A 15655-nucleotide genomic window follows, 5' to 3' on the forward strand; every position below is an offset into this window, starting at 1 on the left:
CTAGATGACGCCGAGCCTGGTGAGATGCCGCGCGAAGCCGTCGTCGTCGACGCTGGCCGTGACAGCGGTGGCCGCCGCGAGCAGCTCCGGATGCGCGTTGCCGACCGCGACCGCCTGGCCACCCAGCCGGAACAGCGGCACGTCATTGGGCATGTCACCGAAAGCGATGGTGCTGGCGGGTTCGATGCCAAGCAGGCCGAGGGCTCGGCTGGCACCAGTGAACTTGTCGGTGCGCGGCGGGGCGATGTCCACGATGCGCGGGTTGGCGTAGCTGAGGGTCGCGTGCTCGGCGGTGACGCCTGCCGACACCAGCAACCCGGCCACGTCCTGGGCGTGGCGGCCGGGGTCGCAGACCGCCAGCGCACACGCGGGGCGTTCAGCGATCTCGGCGGCGGGCACCACCTCGTACGGGCCGTTGGGCGCCTTGCCCCGCGCCGCGACATAGCCGCCGGTGAGCGCCCAGCTGCGGCCGTCGTAGCCGCTCGCGCCCGCCTCCGGCAGGTGTTCACGCACCAGGCCGATGATGGTCCTGACCGCCGCGCCCGCCAGGTTGTCCTGCCACAGCACTTCGCCGGTACCGGGAGACCAGCCCATCGCGCCCGTGCAGCACACCGCCAGCGTCAGGTGCGGCTGGAGCTGGCCGAGGGCGCGCACGCCTGCCGGGGTGCGGGCCGTCACCGCGACCAGCGGGACTCCGCGCTCCCGGAGCTCAGCGGCAGCGGCCAGGGTCGCGGGGCTGACCGACCCGTCCCGCCGGACGATCGTGCCGTCGAGGTCGGTGACGACAGCCTGCGGTACCGAGGGGCGTTCCATGCCGGAATCCTGACAGAGGACAAGCGGTTCGCGCCTGCCAGTACACAGTGATCTGTCAGACCGAAACGGCCTCGGACTCCACGACGTGCTGAATCAGGGCGATCAGCACTTCCTTGCTGGACTCCTTCCGGCGCGCGTCGCAGAGCATCACCGGCACGCTCGCGTCGATGTCGAGGGCCGCGCGCACCTCGTCGGGATCGTGGCGGGCGGCGCCGTCGAAACAGTTCACCGCGACGATGAACGGGGTGTTGCGGCGCTCGAAGTAGTCGATCGACGGGAAGCAGTCCGGCAGGCGGCGGGTGTCGGCCAGCACGACGGCGCCGATCGCGCCGAGCGCCAGCTCGTCCCACACGAACCAGAACCGGTCCTGGCCGGGGGTGCCGAACAGGTACAGCACCAGCTCGGAGTTGATCGTGATCCGGCCGAAGTCCATCGCGACCGTGGTCGTCGACTTGCGCTCCACACCGGACAGGTCGTCGATCCCCGTGCTCTCCTCGGTGATCGTCTCCTCCGTGCGCAGCGGCCGGATCTCGCTGACCGCGCCGACCAGCGTCGTCTTGCCTGCGCCGAACCCGCCGGCCACCAGGATCTTGACCGCTGTGGGCAGCGGGCCCTGCCCCGCCTCAGAGTGCCCGGAGACCATCGATCACCGCCAGGAGTACACGCTTGCTGGGCTGTTCCATCGCGGGCTGCGGGGCCCGGGTGAGTACCAGGCCGGAGGTCTGAAGATCGCCCAGCAGCACCCGGACGATGCCCACCGGCAGGTCCAGGTGCGCCGAGATCTCCGCGACCGACAGCGGCCTGCGGCACAGGTCGAGGATCGCGACGTGCTCCGGTTCGAGCCCGGCCCCTGCCCCGGCCTCGGACGCCGAGCCAGTGGCCATCACGATCGCGATCAGGTCGAAGTCACCGCCGACCGGGCGGGTCCGGCCACGGGTCATCGCGTACGGCCGGACGACAGGGCCTGCCTCCTCGTCCAGCCACTCGGTCATCGGGCCGCCTCGGAGGGCACCGGCGTGCGGGAGGTCGTGGCCAGGTACTGGCCGACCCGGGCCACCAGCATGGCCATCTCGTAGGCGATGAGGCCGATGTCCGCGTCCTCGGTACCGAGCACGGCCAGGCACGCGCCGTGGCCGGCGGCGGTGACGAAGAGGAACGCCGAGTCCATCTCGATGATGGTCTGCCGGACCGACCCGCCGCCGAAGTGCCGGCCGGCTCCCCTGGCCAGGCTCTGGAACCCGGCCGCCACCGCCGACAGGTGGTCGGCGTCCTCGCGTTCCAGGCCGCTGGACGCGGCGATCAGCAGGCCGTCGGCGGACAGCACGACAGCCTGCCTGGCGTGCGCGACCCGGTCAACGAGATCGTCGAGCAGCCAGGTGAGGTCGCGGACCGCACTGGTCTTCTGTGGTGCCATGAGCTGTCTCCCTATGCCTGCTGAGGCTCGTCGGAGCCCGCAGCGGCCGCCTGGTCTGCCGATGTCTCCCCAGCCGCCGAGTCGGCGGCCTCCGCGTCCCTGCGGCCCTTGCGGGTGGCTCGCTGGTACGAGCCGATCATGGCGCGGATGTCTTCTGGCCTGCGGGTGCTCGGCTCTGGTACCGGGCCGGGCTCGGAGGCCTGCTGGTCCCGCAGGGGCGCGGCCAGGCTGGCCTGGCGTACCCGGCGCGGGAGGCCGGAAGGTGTGAGTGCCACGTCAGCCCCCTCTGCTGGACCGGACGGCCGCTCGGGTGCGGCCGTGGTCGCTGTGGCGGTACTCGTCGCGGTCAGCGCGTGCCGGGCCGCCACGGGCTCCGGCACCTGGGGTACCGGGATCGCCTGCAGCGGCACGGCCTGCACGGGAGCCTCGGCACGCGGCCGGGGCAGGGTGTCCATCGTGCGCAGTGCCGCGCGCCCGGGACGGGGTACCTTCTCCTCGGCCGGCGGGGCCTGCTCGGGTGCCGGGGCGCCGGTGAGGTTGTCGACGACCAGCGCGCCGGGGATGAGCACGATGGCCGTCGTGCCCCCGTACGGCGAGTCGCGGAGCTGCACCTGGATGTCGTGGCGGGTGGCCAGGCGGCCGACCACGTACAGGCCGAGGTGCGCGCTGCCGGTGAGCTTGAACTCCGGCGGGTTCTTCAGCCGCTCGTTGGCCGCGGCCAGGTCCTCGGGCTTCATGCCGAGGCCACGGTCCTCGACCTCGACGACGAAGCCGTTGGCGACGCGCTGGCCGGTGATGTGCACTGCGGTGTCCGGCGGCGAGTATGCCGTCGCGTTCTCGATCAGCTCGGCGAGCAGGTGGATGACGTCACCCACGGCCCGCCCGGCCAGAGCGGCGTTGCCCGCCGGCATGACGCGGACCCGTTCGTAGTCCTCGACCTCGCCCAGCGCGCCACGGATGACGTCGACGAGCGGGATCGGGTTGCGCCAGCCACGGCCTGCCGTCGCTCCGGAGAGGACGATCAGGTTCTCGGCGTTACGGCGCATGCGGGTGGCGAGGTGGTCGACGCGGAAGAGGTCGGCCAGTTCCTCCGGGTTGTTGTTCTCGCGGCGCTCCATGACGTCGAGCAGCCGGAGCTGGCGGTGCACGAGCGCCTGCGTGCGGCGGGCGAGGCTGAGGAACACGTCGCGGACGCCCTGGCGGAGCTGGGCCTGCTCGACGGCGGTCTCGATCGCGGTCTGCTGCACGGCGTTGAACGCCCGGCCGAGCTGGCCGATCTCGTCGTCGGAGCCGATGGGCAGCGGCGGGGCCTCCCTGCCGACGTCCACCTCCTCGCCGCGCCGGAGCCGCTCGACCACGCCGGGCAGCCGGGTGGTCGCCAGCTCCCACGCCGCCTCGCGCAGCCGCTGGAGCTGGGCGGCGAGGGTACGGGCGGTGGTCACGGAGATGACGATGGACGCGATGACGGCGATCAGGCCGAGACCACCGGCCAGTGCCAGCCGGATGAGCACGCCGATCGCGGCGGGCTTGGCGTCCTCGACGAGGCTGTCGGCTGTGGCCAGCTCGAAGCCGCGCAGGTCGGTGAAGGCCTGCTCGGTGGCTGCCTTCCACGCGGCGGCGTCGACGGCCGGGGTCGCGCCGACCTTGGCCCGCTCGACGATCCGGTCCTCCATCGCGCGCAGCCCGGCCATCACCTGGCCGTTGATCAGCTGGTCGTAGCGGGCACGCGACTCGGCCGGCAGCTCGGCCGCAGCCTCGGCGTACAGGAACCGCTGCGTGCCGACCAGGACGACGAACTGCTCCGGCTCGCCGGAAGCGAACTTCTGGCTGGCTGCCGCGCCGGCCAGGAGTGCGTCCTCCTGCGCGTACACCTCACGGGCGCGGGACAGCGCGATCAGTGTCCGGGACTGCTTGGCGATGTCCTCGTCGTCCAGAGTGGACAGTGAGCCGTAGATGCGGAACGCCGAGGCGATCACGTCCGTGTAGGACGCGGCGGCCCTGGTCCGGTCGGTCGTGCCGGCGTCGACGGTCTGCCGGGTGCCGGCCAGGCCGTCGAGGCGCTTGACGGTCTCGTCGATCCGGGCGGCCAGGGCTTCGGAGGCGTCGCTCTGGACGGCGTCGCCCTTGGCCTGCCGGACGAACGTGGCCCGGGCCTCGTCGGTCTTCGCGCGCTGGGTGGCCAGCGCCGACCGCTGGTCGGACGTGCCGCCGCCGAGGGCCACAAGGGACAGCCGGCGCTCCTGCTGGAGCGCGGCGACCAGGTTCTCGGCTGGCTTGCCAAGGTTGTCAGCGAGGGCGCTGACCGTCAGCAGGTTGAGGCCTTCCCGGAGGGTCACGGTGGCCGCGAAGGCCCACAGCGCGAACAGGGAGAGCAGCAAGGCGACGACCTTGGTCCGCACACGGGTGCTGCGGAACTTCATCACACCGTCCAGGAGATAGTTCGCATTCAGGGATAAGCCGCGATATTCCTATCCGCCGCCTGGACATTAGCAGCGGGACAAGTGGACGGCCAAATGGGAGTGCCAATTCACAATCAGCCATGCAGCCAGGTTTGGGAAGCGATTCAGACAGCTTTCTTAAACCTCCAGCTAGGACGGTAAGCCCAGAAGTCCGATGCCGAGTCAAGGGCGCGAGCCTGAGGGATGCGTCACTGCACTGGGGCGATCAACTTGGGTACAAGTTTGGCCGGGTGGAGCGACTACTCTGTCCATAGGCGACGGTGACTGCTGGTGACCGTGACCGGAGAGGCGGGCATCATGGACGATGCGTCGACGCTGTTAGCCCAGGTCGCGGCGGGTCCCGGCCCGGTATCCCCCGCCGTCTACGACACCGCGAGGCTCGCTTCCCTCGTACCCGGGCTGCCCGGCCACGAACGCCGGATCAGCTACCTGATGCGGAGCCAGTCCGCCGACGGGAGCTGGGGTGAGGCCGACGGGTACGCCGTGGTGCCGACACTCAGCGCGACCGAGGCACTGCTCGCGCGGCTCAGGTCCGGCGAGGACCGGGTGGCCGGCGCCGCCGCGGCAGGGGTGCGCTGGCTGGCGGCCCGGCCGGCCGGCGCACCGGTACCGGACACCATCGCCGTGGAGCTGATTGTCCCGGCGCTCGTGCGCGACATCAACGACCATCTGGCGGCGCTGCCGGCCTACGAGGGCACCCGGGTGGGGCTGCCGCGCGGGTTCGACGGGGCGGCGCTGGAGGTGCTCCGGCAGCCCGGCCGTTCCCTGCCCTCGAAGTTGTGGGCATCTCTGGAGATCCTCGGCCCGGCGGCCCGGCGCGCGCACGGGATCACGCCTGCCGACGGCGCGGTGGCTGGTTCCCCAGCCGCGACGGCGGCATGGCTGGGCGACGAGGCTTCGGCTGAGGAACCCGCCGCCCAGTACCTGCTCCGCATCCAGGACTCCGACGGCGCGGTACCAGGCGTCACCCCGATCACCTTCTTCGAACGGGCCTGGGTGCTCGCGAGCCTCGCCGGGCAGGCGACCGCCCCGTCGGCCATCCTGGACAGCCTGGAACGCGCACTCGGCGAGCACGGCGCCCCCGCCGCACCCGGCATCCCGCCGGACGCCGACGACACCGCAGCCGTCCTCCACGCGCTCGCGCTGCACGGCAGGCCACGCAGCCCCGGCTGCCTCCTGTCCTACCAGGCCGATAGCTACTTCAAGTGCTTCCCCGGCGAGCGCAACCCGTCGATCAGCACCAACGCACACGTCCTGGAGGCGCTCGGCGGGCACCCCGGATTCACCTCCGAGGCGGCGATGGTCGCGCGGTGGCTGCTCGGCCAGCAGGACGCCGACGGGAGCTGGCTCGACAAGTGGCACGCCTCGCCGTACTACGCGACAGCGTGCTGCGTCCTGGCCCTCGCGGCCCGGGGTGGCCCGGCTGCCCGCCCGGCACTGAAGTCCGCAGCAGCCTGGGTACTGGCGACGCAGCGGCGCGACGGCTCGTGGGGCCGGTGGCGCGGGACGATCGAGGAGACCGCCTACGCCGTGCAGGTGCTCCGGACGGCCGGCGGTCAGCACAGTGCGGAAGCCGTTGCCCGGGGCCAGGAGTACCTGCGCGAACACGACGATCCGGCGAAGTACCCCCCGCTGTGGCACGCCAAGGACCTGTACGCGCCAGTGACCGTGATCCGGGCCGCCCGGCTGGCGGCGCTCGCATGACCACAGCTGTACCGCTCCTCCCCGCGATGCCCCAGCTGTGGAGCGACCCGGCGGCCGGGCTGGCCCGGCTGGGCAGGCAGGCTGGCCCCGTGGTCGCCAGGCTCGGGCCACGGCTCGCGAAGACCTTCCTGGTGACCGATCCGGACCACGTCCAGTACGTGCTGCGCGGCAACCCCGGCAACTACGCCAGGGAAGGCCTGATGTGGGACCAGCTCCAGCGGCTGGAGGGCAACGGGCTGGCCGGCGAGGGGCCGGAGTGGGACCGCAGCCGGCGGCTCGTGCAGAAGATGTTCACCGGCCCGTACCTCGGGTCGGTGATGGGCCTGCTGACCGACGCGATCGGGCAGGCCGTCGACGAGCTGCCCGATGACCGGGAGGTGGACCTGACCGAGGCCATGACCCGGATCATCCACCGTGCGCTGCTGGTCGCGTTCTTCGGCAACCGGATCACGCTCCCCGAGGCCGAGCAGCTCGGCCGGTCGATCTCCGGCGCGTTGTCGGCGCTCGGGTCGCGGCTGGTGCTGTCGTTCATGCCGCAGTGGTTCCCGCTGCCGGGCGACCTCCAGTTCCGCGCGGCGCTGCGCACGATCGACGCGATCATCTACCCGCTGGTCGAGGCCGCCCGCCGGGAGCCGGGCGACGACTTCGTGTCACGGCTGTGCCGGGCTCGCGACGAGTACGGCGGCGGGCTCACCGACCAGCAGATCCGCGACGACGTCGTGTCGATGTTCGTGGCGGGCAGCGAGACGATCGGGCACACGCTGTCCTGGTTCTGGATCCTGCTCGACCATCATCCGGCCGTCGCCGAGCGGGTGGCCGCCGAGGCGATCACGGCGGCAGACCCGCGCTCCATGCAGTACACCTGGATGGTCCTGCAGGAAACGCTGAGGATCTATCCCGGGAGCTGGATGATCCCCCGCAAGGCGCGGGAGGCCGACACCATCGCGGGAGTGGCCATCCCCGCCGGGGCCAACATCGTGCTCACGCCCTTCCTCACGCACCGGTTACCGCACCTGTGGCCAGACCCGGAGGTCTTCGACCCGGAGCGCTTCGCGCCGGACAAGCAGCGCCACCAGTTCGCCTGGTACCCCTTCGGCGAAGGCGTCCACAAGTGCCTCGGGCAGCGGCTGTCCATCATGGAGGCCCAGATGGTGGTGAGCGCGATGCTCCGCCGCTTCCGGGTGTCGGTACCGGGATCCGAGTCGATCCGGGCCGACCGGGCGCTGTCGCTGCGGCCCAAGGGTTTCGTGCCGCTCGTGCTGGAACGGCGGGCCTGAATCACTTCGGGAACCTGTGTGGCGTCAGATGCGGCCGGTCTCGTGGGCCCACATGGCGACCTCGACGCGGTTCCGGGCGCCGAGCTTCCGCATGAGGCTGGCGAGGTGCGCTTTGACGGTGCTCTGGGTGATGTAGAGCTCCCTGGCGATCTCGTTGTTGGTGCGGCCCTGGGCCACCGGCACGAGGACTTCCTCCTCACGGGCGGTGAGCGGTTCTATCGGCTGCTTCGGCCGTGAGGTCTGCTCGCTGGCGAACGCTGCGAGCAGCCGGACAGTCACGCTGGGCGCGATCAGCGCGTTCCCGTCGGCGGCGGCGTGGATGGCCTGCGTCAGCAGGGCAGGCCCGGCGTCCTTGAGCAGGAACCCGCGGGCGCCGGCCTTGAGCGCCCCGTGGACATTCTCGTCGAGGTCGAAGGTCGTGATGACCACGATCGGCAACGGGTTGGCGACGTCGGGGCCCGCCAGGCGCCGGGTGGCTTCGATGCCGTCCATCAGCGGCATCCGGATGTCGAACAGGCCGACGTCGGGGCGCAGCTCGAGCGCCAGGCGGACCGCCTCGCGCCCGTCGGCGGCCGCGCCGACCACCTCGATGCCGGGCTGGGCGTCGAGCAGCATCGTCAGCCCGCTGCGCACGATGGGCTGGTCGTCGGCGATGAGGACCCTGATGCTCATCGCGGCGTCCCCGTCCGGGGCAGGACCGCCTCCACCCGCCAGCCCCGCTCGGCGGCGGGGCCAGCGTGGAAGGTACCGCCGAGCAGTGAGGCGCGTTCCCGCATGCCCACCAGGCCGTAGCCCGCTGGGGCGGCGCGGCCGCCAGCGAAGGAGCCGTCGTCGTCGATGGTCAGCCGTATCTGGTCCGCGTCACCTGTGACGGCGACGGTGACCTGGGTCGCGTGGCGGGCGTGCCGCCGGGCGTTGGTGATCGACTCCTGGGCCAGGCGGTAGATCGCGGCCCCGACCGCCGGGCTGAGGTCGTCGAAATCGCCGGCCAGCGTCACCTCGACGCAGGGAAGCGCCCGGCCGTCGGTGGCGAGCTGCCCGACCTCGGCCACGCCGGGCTGGGGCGCGAACCCGGTGTCCTGTGTGCGGAGCACGCCCACGATGGCGCGCAGCTCGGTGAGGGTTCGGGTCGCGGCGTCCTCGATGACGGCCAGGGCCTCGGCGGCACGCTCGGGGTGGGAGGCCACGATGGCACGTCCCGCCTGGGCCTGGATGGCGATGCCCGAGACGTGGTGGGCCACGGTGTCGTGGAGCTCGCGAGCGAGCAGTTCGCGTTCGCGGGCCTTGGCCTGGTCGATGTCGCGGACGCGGATCTTCGCGCGATAGCGGATCGCGGCACCGAGCGCGCCGGCGAACAGGAAGAACGCGTATCCAGCGACCGCCTCCGCCGGGGTGACATCGTCGGCGCCGCGGGTGGTCATGATGGCCAGCCAGAGCAGGATGACGCCGAGGCCGCATGCGGCTTCGCGGCCGGAACCCCACCGGAACAGGGCGTAGGCCAGGATCAGCACCGCGAGGGTGCTGTTCACCATGGCGCCCTGCGAACCGGTGAGAATTCTGACGAACTCGACGATCGTCAGCGTGCCGCAGGAGATCACAACCGCGGCGAGCGGGTGCGTGCGCCGCCACAGCAGGGGTCCGAGGAACGCGAGCACCGCGAGCAGCTGCAGCGGGCCTGGCGCCAGGTCCTGGCGGAACACCGCTTCCACCGCCGACCAGCAGATCAGTACCGCGACCAGGGCCCAGTCCCGCGGCCCCAGGTCCGGGGCGTTCGCGGGCCGAGGTTCGGCCCACAGCGAGCGGAGTGCGTTGGTGGCCATCCGATCAGCCTAGGCGGCCCGCGTGCCCGGCGTGTCCGCCAAAAGTACAAGAGCCCGGGTGTGCCAGCGAACAGGCCGGATCAGGCTCCGGGGCTAATGTGCGCGCCGCCGCCATCCGTGAAGGTAAAAGCACCCCCCTGATCGAGCCAAGGAGCATTGTGATGAGAACACCTCAGTCCCAGGGCACGCTGGAAGAACTGCGCCTGCCCGTGCAGGTCAAGCTCGCGGCGGCATGGACCAGCTTCATGTTCCTCTACATCTACGTCGACTACTTCGCCCTGTACAAGCCCGGCTTCCTCGACAAACTGCTGGACGGCGTCGTCCACAAGTTCACCATCGGCCCGGCCTTTGTCGGTATCGGGCTCACGCTCGTCTCGATCCCGGCCCTCATGGTCCTGCTCTCCGCGACACTGCCCGCCCGGGTCAACCGCATCGTCAACCTCGTCGTCGCCACGCTCTACATCCCCGTCTCGGTGTTCAACGCGGCGTCGGAGACGTGGACCTACGCCTACTTCTACGCCCTCTCCATCGGTCTCGAGGTGCTGATCCTGGCCTTCGTCCTGCGCTCGGCCTGGACCTGGCCACGCCGCACGCCGCAGCAGGCGTAACTGCCCGCGCGGCGCGTCCGGCGGCCAGTTTCACCGATAGGTCCGATGATCCGGTGTTTTGCCGGGGCGGACAGGACCGGGTGGCTGCTCCTAGGCTCACCCGATGACCGATTCCGTCGCGGAGCGCTACATCCGGCTTGGGCTCCGGCTCGACAGGTACGTGCCGGGGACCATCGACTCCTACACCGGGCCGCAGGAGTTCGCGGCGGAAGTCGAAGCCACGGAGCTGCCATCCGCCCGGGAACTCGCCGACGAGGCGGACGCGCTGCTCGCCGAGCTGCCGGACGGGTGGCTGCGCGACCAGGTGGCTGGCCTGCGTACCAGCGCGGGTGTGGCGGCGGGCGAGTCCCTCTCCTACGCCGAGGAGGTCGAGGGGTACTACGAGGTCCGTCCTGCCTGGACAGACGAGTCGGTCTTCGCGGAGGCACACGAACTCCTGGACTCCCTGCTGCCGGGGACCGGCACGCTCCCGGAGCGTCAGGCACGGGCCCGCGAGTCGCAGCTCGTACCGCAGGACAAGGTCGAGGGCATCGTGGCCGCCGTGATCACCGAGGCTCGCCGGTGGGCAGGGGAACTGATCGAGCTGCCGGAGGACGAGGGCGTCGACCTGGAGTTCGTGCGCGACGAGCCGTGGAACGGGTACAACACCTATCTCGGTGGCCTGCGCGGGAAGGTCGAGATCAATACCGGGGTGCCGATGACGGCGTATCACCTGCTGCACCTGGTGCTGCACGAGACGTACCCCGGTCACCAGGCCGAGTTCGCCTGCAAGGAGGTCGCCCTGGTGCGCGGCCGGGGCCTGCTGGAGGAGACGATCGCGCTGGCGCAGGCCCCCCGGTCGCTGGTGTCGGAGGGCATCGGGGAGATCGCTCCCGAGATGCTGCTCCACGGCGAGGCCGGTGCGGCGCTGGCCGGCATCGTCACCAGCGCGGGTGTCCCGTTCGATCTCGGCTGGTCGCTCGCGGGGACCGACGCCTCCGACGCGCTCGGCTGGGTGAGCGTCAACGCCGCCCTGATGCTGCACGAGCGGGACGCCAGCGAGGCCGAGGTCGCCGCCTACCTCCAGCGCTGGGGGATGGCGACCCCCGAGTCCGCCGCGCGGGCGATCCGCTTCATGACCGATCCGGAATCCCGGACCTACGGCTTCAACTATCCGATGGGCAAGCGGCTCTGCCGCGCGTACGTCAGGAGCGTCCCCGGCGGGTTCCGGCGGCTGCTGACCGAGCAGATCCGGGTGCGTGACCTGCTCGCCGCCAGCTAAGGAGCCGTCTTGAGGCCGCGCACGATCGCGGCCAGCCCGTATTCGAACCTTTCCTCGTACCCGGTGAAGAGCAGCCCCCCAGCCGCCCGGGCCAGCGGCAGCGCGTCCTCGTCGAGCCGCTGGTTGCGGACCTGCGGGTCGTAGCGCTCGTCGCCCGCCGTCGCCTGCTCCTCGATGACGAAGCCGATGACGTAGCTGTACACGGCCATCGGCCCCCAGACCGCGTCGCGCAGCGGGGCCCCAGCCTCGGTCAGGGCTCGCAGCACGCCTTCCATCGAGGCGTAGAGCGTGTCGTCGTTGAGGTGCGTGCCGCTGAACATGCGCGCGCCGTCGCGGTACCGCAGCAGCATGCGCCGCAGTCCCCTGCCGTACGTCGCGAGCCAGCCGGGCCAGGTCACCGGGCCGGTGGGCGCGAGCTCGGCGACGGCGTCGGCCAGCACAGTGGTGGCCATCTCGTCGAGCAGTGCCTGCTTGCTGGCGAAGTGCCAGTACAGGGCCGGGGCCTTGACGTCGAGCTCGGTGGCGATCCGGCGCAGGGTGAGGCCGTCGAGGCCGGTCTCGTCGAGCAGCTTGAGTGCCGTGCGTACCACGGTGGGGCGATCCATAACCACGGTGACAGCTTAGTTGACAGCTTAACGGCGTTCAGTTCATCCTTAACAGCGTTAGATTCTAATGGCGTTAAGGAGCTGCCCCGTGTCCGTTGTGATCGCTGGTGCCGGGCCGACCGGCCTCACTCTCGCCATCGACCTCGCCCGCCGGGACGTGCCCGTCCGCGTGGTCGAGAAGCAGAGTTCGTACTTTCCCGGCTCGCGGGGCAAGGGCATCCAGCCCCGGACCCTGGAGGTCTTCGAGGACCTGGGAGTCGTCGACGCCATCCTGGCGGCCAGCGGGCCGTACCCGAGGATGCGGGCCTACTCCGGGGCCACGCTGCTGCGCGAGTGGGACCAGTTCGAGCGGTACGAGACGACGCCGGCCGTGCCCTACGCGAACATCCGCATGATCCCGCAGGCCCGGACCGAGAGCATCCTCCGCGACCGGCTGGCCAGCTACGGGGTCCGCGTCGAACTGGGCACCGAGCTGACCGGATTCAGCCAGGACGCGGCCGGGGTCACGGTCACGCTGACCACGCCGTCCGGAGTGGAGGAGACCCGGGCCGCGTACCTGGTGGGCGCCGACGGCGGCAGGTCCTTCGTCCGCAAGACGCTCGGGATCGCCTTCGACGGGTACACCAAGGACGACGAGCTGATGCTGGCCGGCGACGTGACCGTGCCGGGGATCGACCACGAGTTCTGGCACGTGTGGCCGCAGGCCGAGGGCGGGACGGTGCTGTTGTGCCCGATGCCGGGGACGGAATCGTTCCAGTTCATCGCGATGAACCCGGAGCCGGGCGCGACCGTCGCAGGTGTACTGACCAGCCGGCTCGGGCTGACCGCCGGGAATGTCACGTGGGAGTCGGTGCACCGGACGAATGTGCGGCTGGCGGCCAGGTACCAGGAAGGAAGGGTTCTCCTGGCAGGCGACGCCGCGCATGTGCACCCGCCGGCCGGAGGGCAGGGTCTGAACACTGGCGTGCAGGACGCCTACAACCTGGGCTGGAAGCTCGCGGCCGTGCTCGGCGGCGCGGACCCGGCGCTGCTGGAGACCTACGAGGCGGAACGCCGGCCGATCGCCGAAGGCGTCCTCGGCCTGTCGGAGCGGCTGCGCGGCGACGCGGAAGCCAGGCGTGACTCCGAGACGCACCAGCTGCACCTCGGCTACCGTGGCGGCCCGCTGGCCCCGCCGGGCACCGGGCCGCTCCAGCCCGGCGACCGGGCTCCGGACGCTCCGGTCGGCGGCGGGCGGCTGTTCGAGCTGTTCCGGGGGCCGCGCTGGACACTGCTGGCCTTCGGCGACGCGCCGCTCGCCGACCTCGGGCCCGCCGTGCGGACGTTCGCCGTGGACGACGTGGACGGGCACGCCCGCGAGGCCTACGGCCTGACGGGCAGCTGCCTGGTGCTGGTCAGGCCGGACGGCCACGTCGGACTGATCACTGCGGACATCGACCCGGCAGAGAAGTACCTCGCGGGCCTGTCCCTGTGAACGGCTGCGGGGCCCGGCTCACCAGCCCGGCCCCGCCCACTTCTCCAGGTGTTAGAGCAGCTCGTTCACCCGGGCGAAGAGCCGCTCGGCGCGGGTGAGCGTGACACCGTCCACCGCGTTCGGCATGGCTGCGGCGTCACGGAGCAACAGCGCCGCGCACGGGTACGGGTTGAACTCCAGCCCCAGCTCACGGAAGTGGACCCGCAGCCGCTCGACGATCCGCGGGTCGGTACTCGTCAGCTCGTCAGCGCGGATGGGCGCCGCGAGCTGCTCCGAGTACGCGTGGTTGACCAGCGCGAGGTAGAACTCCGTCTCGTACAGGTCCTCAAGGTCGGCAGCCGTGCCCCCGGTGAACTCCCCGATCTCCACCAGCCCCCGCGTACCCGGGTGGGCGGCGCCGTCGGTCAGCATCACGGCCGACGACGGCCCGTTGAGGGCGGTGATGACAGCGAGGTTCACCGCACCGCCGACCGGGGCGGGCGACCAGCGGGAGTCCAGGCCGGACCGGCCGCGCGCCTCCAGCAGCCCGGACAGCACGTCGAGGTGTATGAGGTCGCTGGGCCGGTTGACGAGCAGCGTCCGCTCCCCCACCAGCAGGGACTTGCTCAGCTCGGCGGCCAGCGCGGTGACCAGCGGGGCGGTCGTGTCGGCGTCGGCGGTCGTGAAGTCCGCGCCGACGGTCGTGCCGTTCTTGTCGTGGTCGGTGACGGTACGGATCTCCGACAGGCTGCCCGGGGAGATCATGAACGGCGAGTGCGTCGTGAAGATGACCTGGTGGCGGGGCGCGAGCCGCTCGGTGATCAGGCGGAGCAGGTCCTGCTGGGCGCGGCCGTGCAGGTACAGGCCCGGCTCGTCGAGCAGGAGGACGAGGTCCTGTTCCTGCCGCTCCAGCTCGGTCACGTGCGCGAGGAACGAGAAGAACCACACGAACCCGCGCGAGCGCTCGTCGAAGGGCACGGACGCGCGGTGCCTGCGGTCACGCAGCCGGATCTGGAGGACCGGGCCGTCGTCGCCTGCCAGCATCGCGAGCGTGACGTCGAGCTGGGTGTTCTGCGACCAGTACGACAGGACCTCGTCGGAGAGCGCGTTGGCCGCGTCCTCCAGCTCGCGGATCAGCTGCTCCTGCTGGTTGACCTCCAGCAGTTCCTCCGGGCGGACCCCGGCGAGGGTGAGCAGGCTCAGCAGCGACTGCTCGCCACGGCTCAGCTCCCCGCTGTCGCGGCCGTCGATCAGGCGGTGGACGCTGACCTGGCCGGGCATGGTGTCGCACTCGGCGAAGTACGCGAACTTCGGCAGCCGGGGGCGGATGTGCTCCTCGATGATCCGCAGGTCGAGCCTGCGGTCCGGCCAGTCCTCGATCAGGGCAGCCAGCTTCATGGCCGAGCCGGGCATCTCCTCGAGTGCGGACAGTGCCGAGTACAGCTCCTCGACCGTGACGGCCGAGGCCACCTCCGGGCCGCAGGGCTCGTCCAGCGTGGAGCGGAGGTGGTTGACGGCAGCGGCCTCGTCCAGCCACAGCTCGAAGGACCGTGACGGCGTCCGGTAACCGCTCGTGACGTGGAACTCCACCTCAGCCAGCGTCCCCGGCCCGAGCTCGTCCTCGATCCCCCGGATCTCCTGCGGGCCGAGGCGCAGCGTCAGCCGGGTCACCGGGATCCGCTCCCCGGCCGGATACGCCCGGCGCTGGCGGGCCAGCGGCGTCGGGAAGTCCACGATCTCGTCGAGCCCCGGCCCGGCCTGCACCGGGTTGCTCTTGTGCAGGGCCTGGAGGATCGCGGTCTTGCCGCTCTCGTTCTTACCGACCAGCCGGGTGATCCCGGGCTCGATCGCGAACTCAGCGGAATCCATAGCGGAGCGATAGTTGGTCACACGGGCACCGGTCAGCAGCACTGATTTCCCCCTTTTACAACCAGAACCACTATTTTGTACTCCAGCGGAGAGTTAACCGGCTGCCCCGCCCCTCCGCGCCGGCGTGTTGCCGCCCGGATCCGACCGGGAACCGTCGTGGCGGCCACCGGCACCCTTCATGATCATGGGCACCTGCCCACGCCGCACCGGCCTCAGCCCGCCGGTGCACGTCGGCGCGCATGTGCTGGCGGACGGTGACGAAGACGCGTCCTTCGAGATCCGGGCCCTGATCGGAATGATCAGGAAGAGGCCGCCCCGGCCAGCGGGGGCCAGTGCCGGTCCACCGCGTCGCCGACGCCATGGATGTCAGGA

The 15655-nt window shown here is 71.2% G+C and carries 14 protein-coding genes; 5 read left to right on the top strand and 9 right to left on the bottom strand.

Annotation, left to right across the window (positions count from 1 at the left end):
- From A3G1_RS38170 to A3G1_RS33285, 5 genes are read right to left on the bottom strand one after another with little or no spacing between them, the layout of a single operon-like run.
- Positions 1-813 (bottom strand): HAD family hydrolase, encoded by an 813-nt coding sequence (locus A3G1_RS38170; protein ID WP_018348441.1) that lies wholly within the window; start codon positions 811-813, stop codon positions 1-3.
- A 55-nt stretch (positions 814-868) separates the two neighbouring features.
- Complete coding sequence (locus A3G1_RS0105365; protein ID WP_018348442.1) at positions 869-1456, bottom strand: GTP-binding protein; 588 nt, start codon at positions 1454-1456, stop codon at positions 869-871.
- Positions 1437-1805 carry a DUF742 domain-containing protein gene (locus A3G1_RS0105370; RefSeq protein WP_018348443.1) on the bottom strand — a complete coding sequence of 123 codons (369 nt, stop codon included), beginning with the start codon at positions 1803-1805 and terminating at the stop codon, positions 1437-1439. Before A3G1_RS0105370 ends, A3G1_RS0105365 begins: the two co-directional genes overlap by 20 nt.
- The gene (locus A3G1_RS0105375; RefSeq protein WP_018348444.1) at positions 1802-2227 is read right to left on the bottom strand and encodes a roadblock/LC7 domain-containing protein; all 426 of its coding nucleotides are present in this window, start codon (positions 2225-2227) and stop codon (positions 1802-1804) included. The genes A3G1_RS0105370 and A3G1_RS0105375 overlap by 4 nt, the downstream gene beginning before the upstream one ends.
- A gap of 11 nt (positions 2228-2238) precedes the next feature.
- A complete protein-coding gene (locus tag A3G1_RS33285; protein ID WP_018348445.1) occupies positions 2239-4647 on the bottom strand; it encodes a sensor histidine kinase in 2409 nt (802 codons plus the stop codon).
- Between the two features lie 309 nt (positions 4648-4956).
- Here A3G1_RS33285 and A3G1_RS0105385 point away from each other — a divergent pair, with 309 nt between their 5' ends.
- Entirely contained in the window at positions 4957-6390 is a 1434-nt protein-coding gene (locus A3G1_RS0105385) for a prenyltransferase/squalene oxidase repeat-containing protein (protein ID WP_018348446.1), read from the top strand.
- On the top strand, positions 6387-7667 hold the full coding sequence (locus tag A3G1_RS0105390) for a cytochrome P450 (protein WP_018348447.1): 1281 nt from the start codon (positions 6387-6389) through the stop codon (positions 7665-7667). The genes A3G1_RS0105385 and A3G1_RS0105390 overlap by 4 nt, the downstream gene beginning before the upstream one ends.
- Before the next feature lie 24 nt (positions 7668-7691).
- Here A3G1_RS0105390 and A3G1_RS0105395 read toward each other — a convergent pair whose 3' ends face one another.
- Together A3G1_RS0105395 and A3G1_RS0105400 are read right to left on the bottom strand one after the other, a co-directional pair.
- The gene (locus A3G1_RS0105395) at positions 7692-8339 is read right to left on the bottom strand and encodes a response regulator (protein ID WP_018348448.1); all 648 of its coding nucleotides are present in this window, start codon (positions 8337-8339) and stop codon (positions 7692-7694) included.
- On the bottom strand, positions 8336-9487 hold the full coding sequence (locus A3G1_RS0105400) for a sensor histidine kinase (RefSeq protein ID WP_018348449.1): 1152 nt from the start codon (positions 9485-9487) through the stop codon (positions 8336-8338). Before A3G1_RS0105400 ends, A3G1_RS0105395 begins: the two co-directional genes overlap by 4 nt.
- A gap of 161 nt (positions 9488-9648) precedes the next feature.
- On the opposite strand from A3G1_RS0105400, the gene A3G1_RS0105405 reads away from it, so the two are divergent.
- Both A3G1_RS0105405 and A3G1_RS0105410 read left to right on the top strand, forming a co-directional pair.
- Complete coding sequence (locus tag A3G1_RS0105405) at positions 9649-10095, top strand: DUF6326 family protein (RefSeq protein WP_018348450.1); 447 nt, start codon at positions 9649-9651, stop codon at positions 10093-10095.
- Positions 10096-10198: 103 nt separating this feature from the next.
- Entirely contained in the window at positions 10199-11356 is a 1158-nt protein-coding gene (locus A3G1_RS0105410) for a hypothetical protein (RefSeq protein WP_018348451.1), read from the top strand.
- Here A3G1_RS0105410 and A3G1_RS0105415 read toward each other — a convergent pair.
- Complete coding sequence (locus tag A3G1_RS0105415) at positions 11353-11961, bottom strand: TetR/AcrR family transcriptional regulator C-terminal domain-containing protein (RefSeq protein WP_040477663.1); 609 nt, start codon at positions 11959-11961, stop codon at positions 11353-11355. The genes A3G1_RS0105410 and A3G1_RS0105415 overlap by 4 nt on opposite strands.
- 88 nt (positions 11962-12049) lie before the next feature.
- On the opposite strand from A3G1_RS0105415, the gene A3G1_RS33290 reads away from it, so the two are divergent.
- Positions 12050-13435, top strand: a complete 1386-nt coding sequence (locus A3G1_RS33290) for an FAD-dependent monooxygenase (protein ID WP_018348453.1) — start codon at positions 12050-12052, stop codon at positions 13433-13435.
- Between the two features lie 51 nt (positions 13436-13486).
- On the opposite strand, the gene A3G1_RS0105425 is transcribed toward A3G1_RS33290, so the two are convergent.
- Positions 13487-15283 carry an AAA family ATPase gene (locus A3G1_RS0105425; RefSeq protein ID WP_051110433.1) on the bottom strand — a complete coding sequence of 599 codons (1797 nt, stop codon included), beginning with the start codon at positions 15281-15283 and terminating at the stop codon, positions 13487-13489.
- Positions 15284-15655 lie beyond the last annotated feature (372 nt).

The organism is Longispora albida DSM 44784, assembly GCF_000379825.1.
In the GTDB taxonomy this organism is placed as follows: Bacteria; Actinomycetota; Actinomycetes; order Mycobacteriales; family Micromonosporaceae; genus Longispora; species Longispora albida.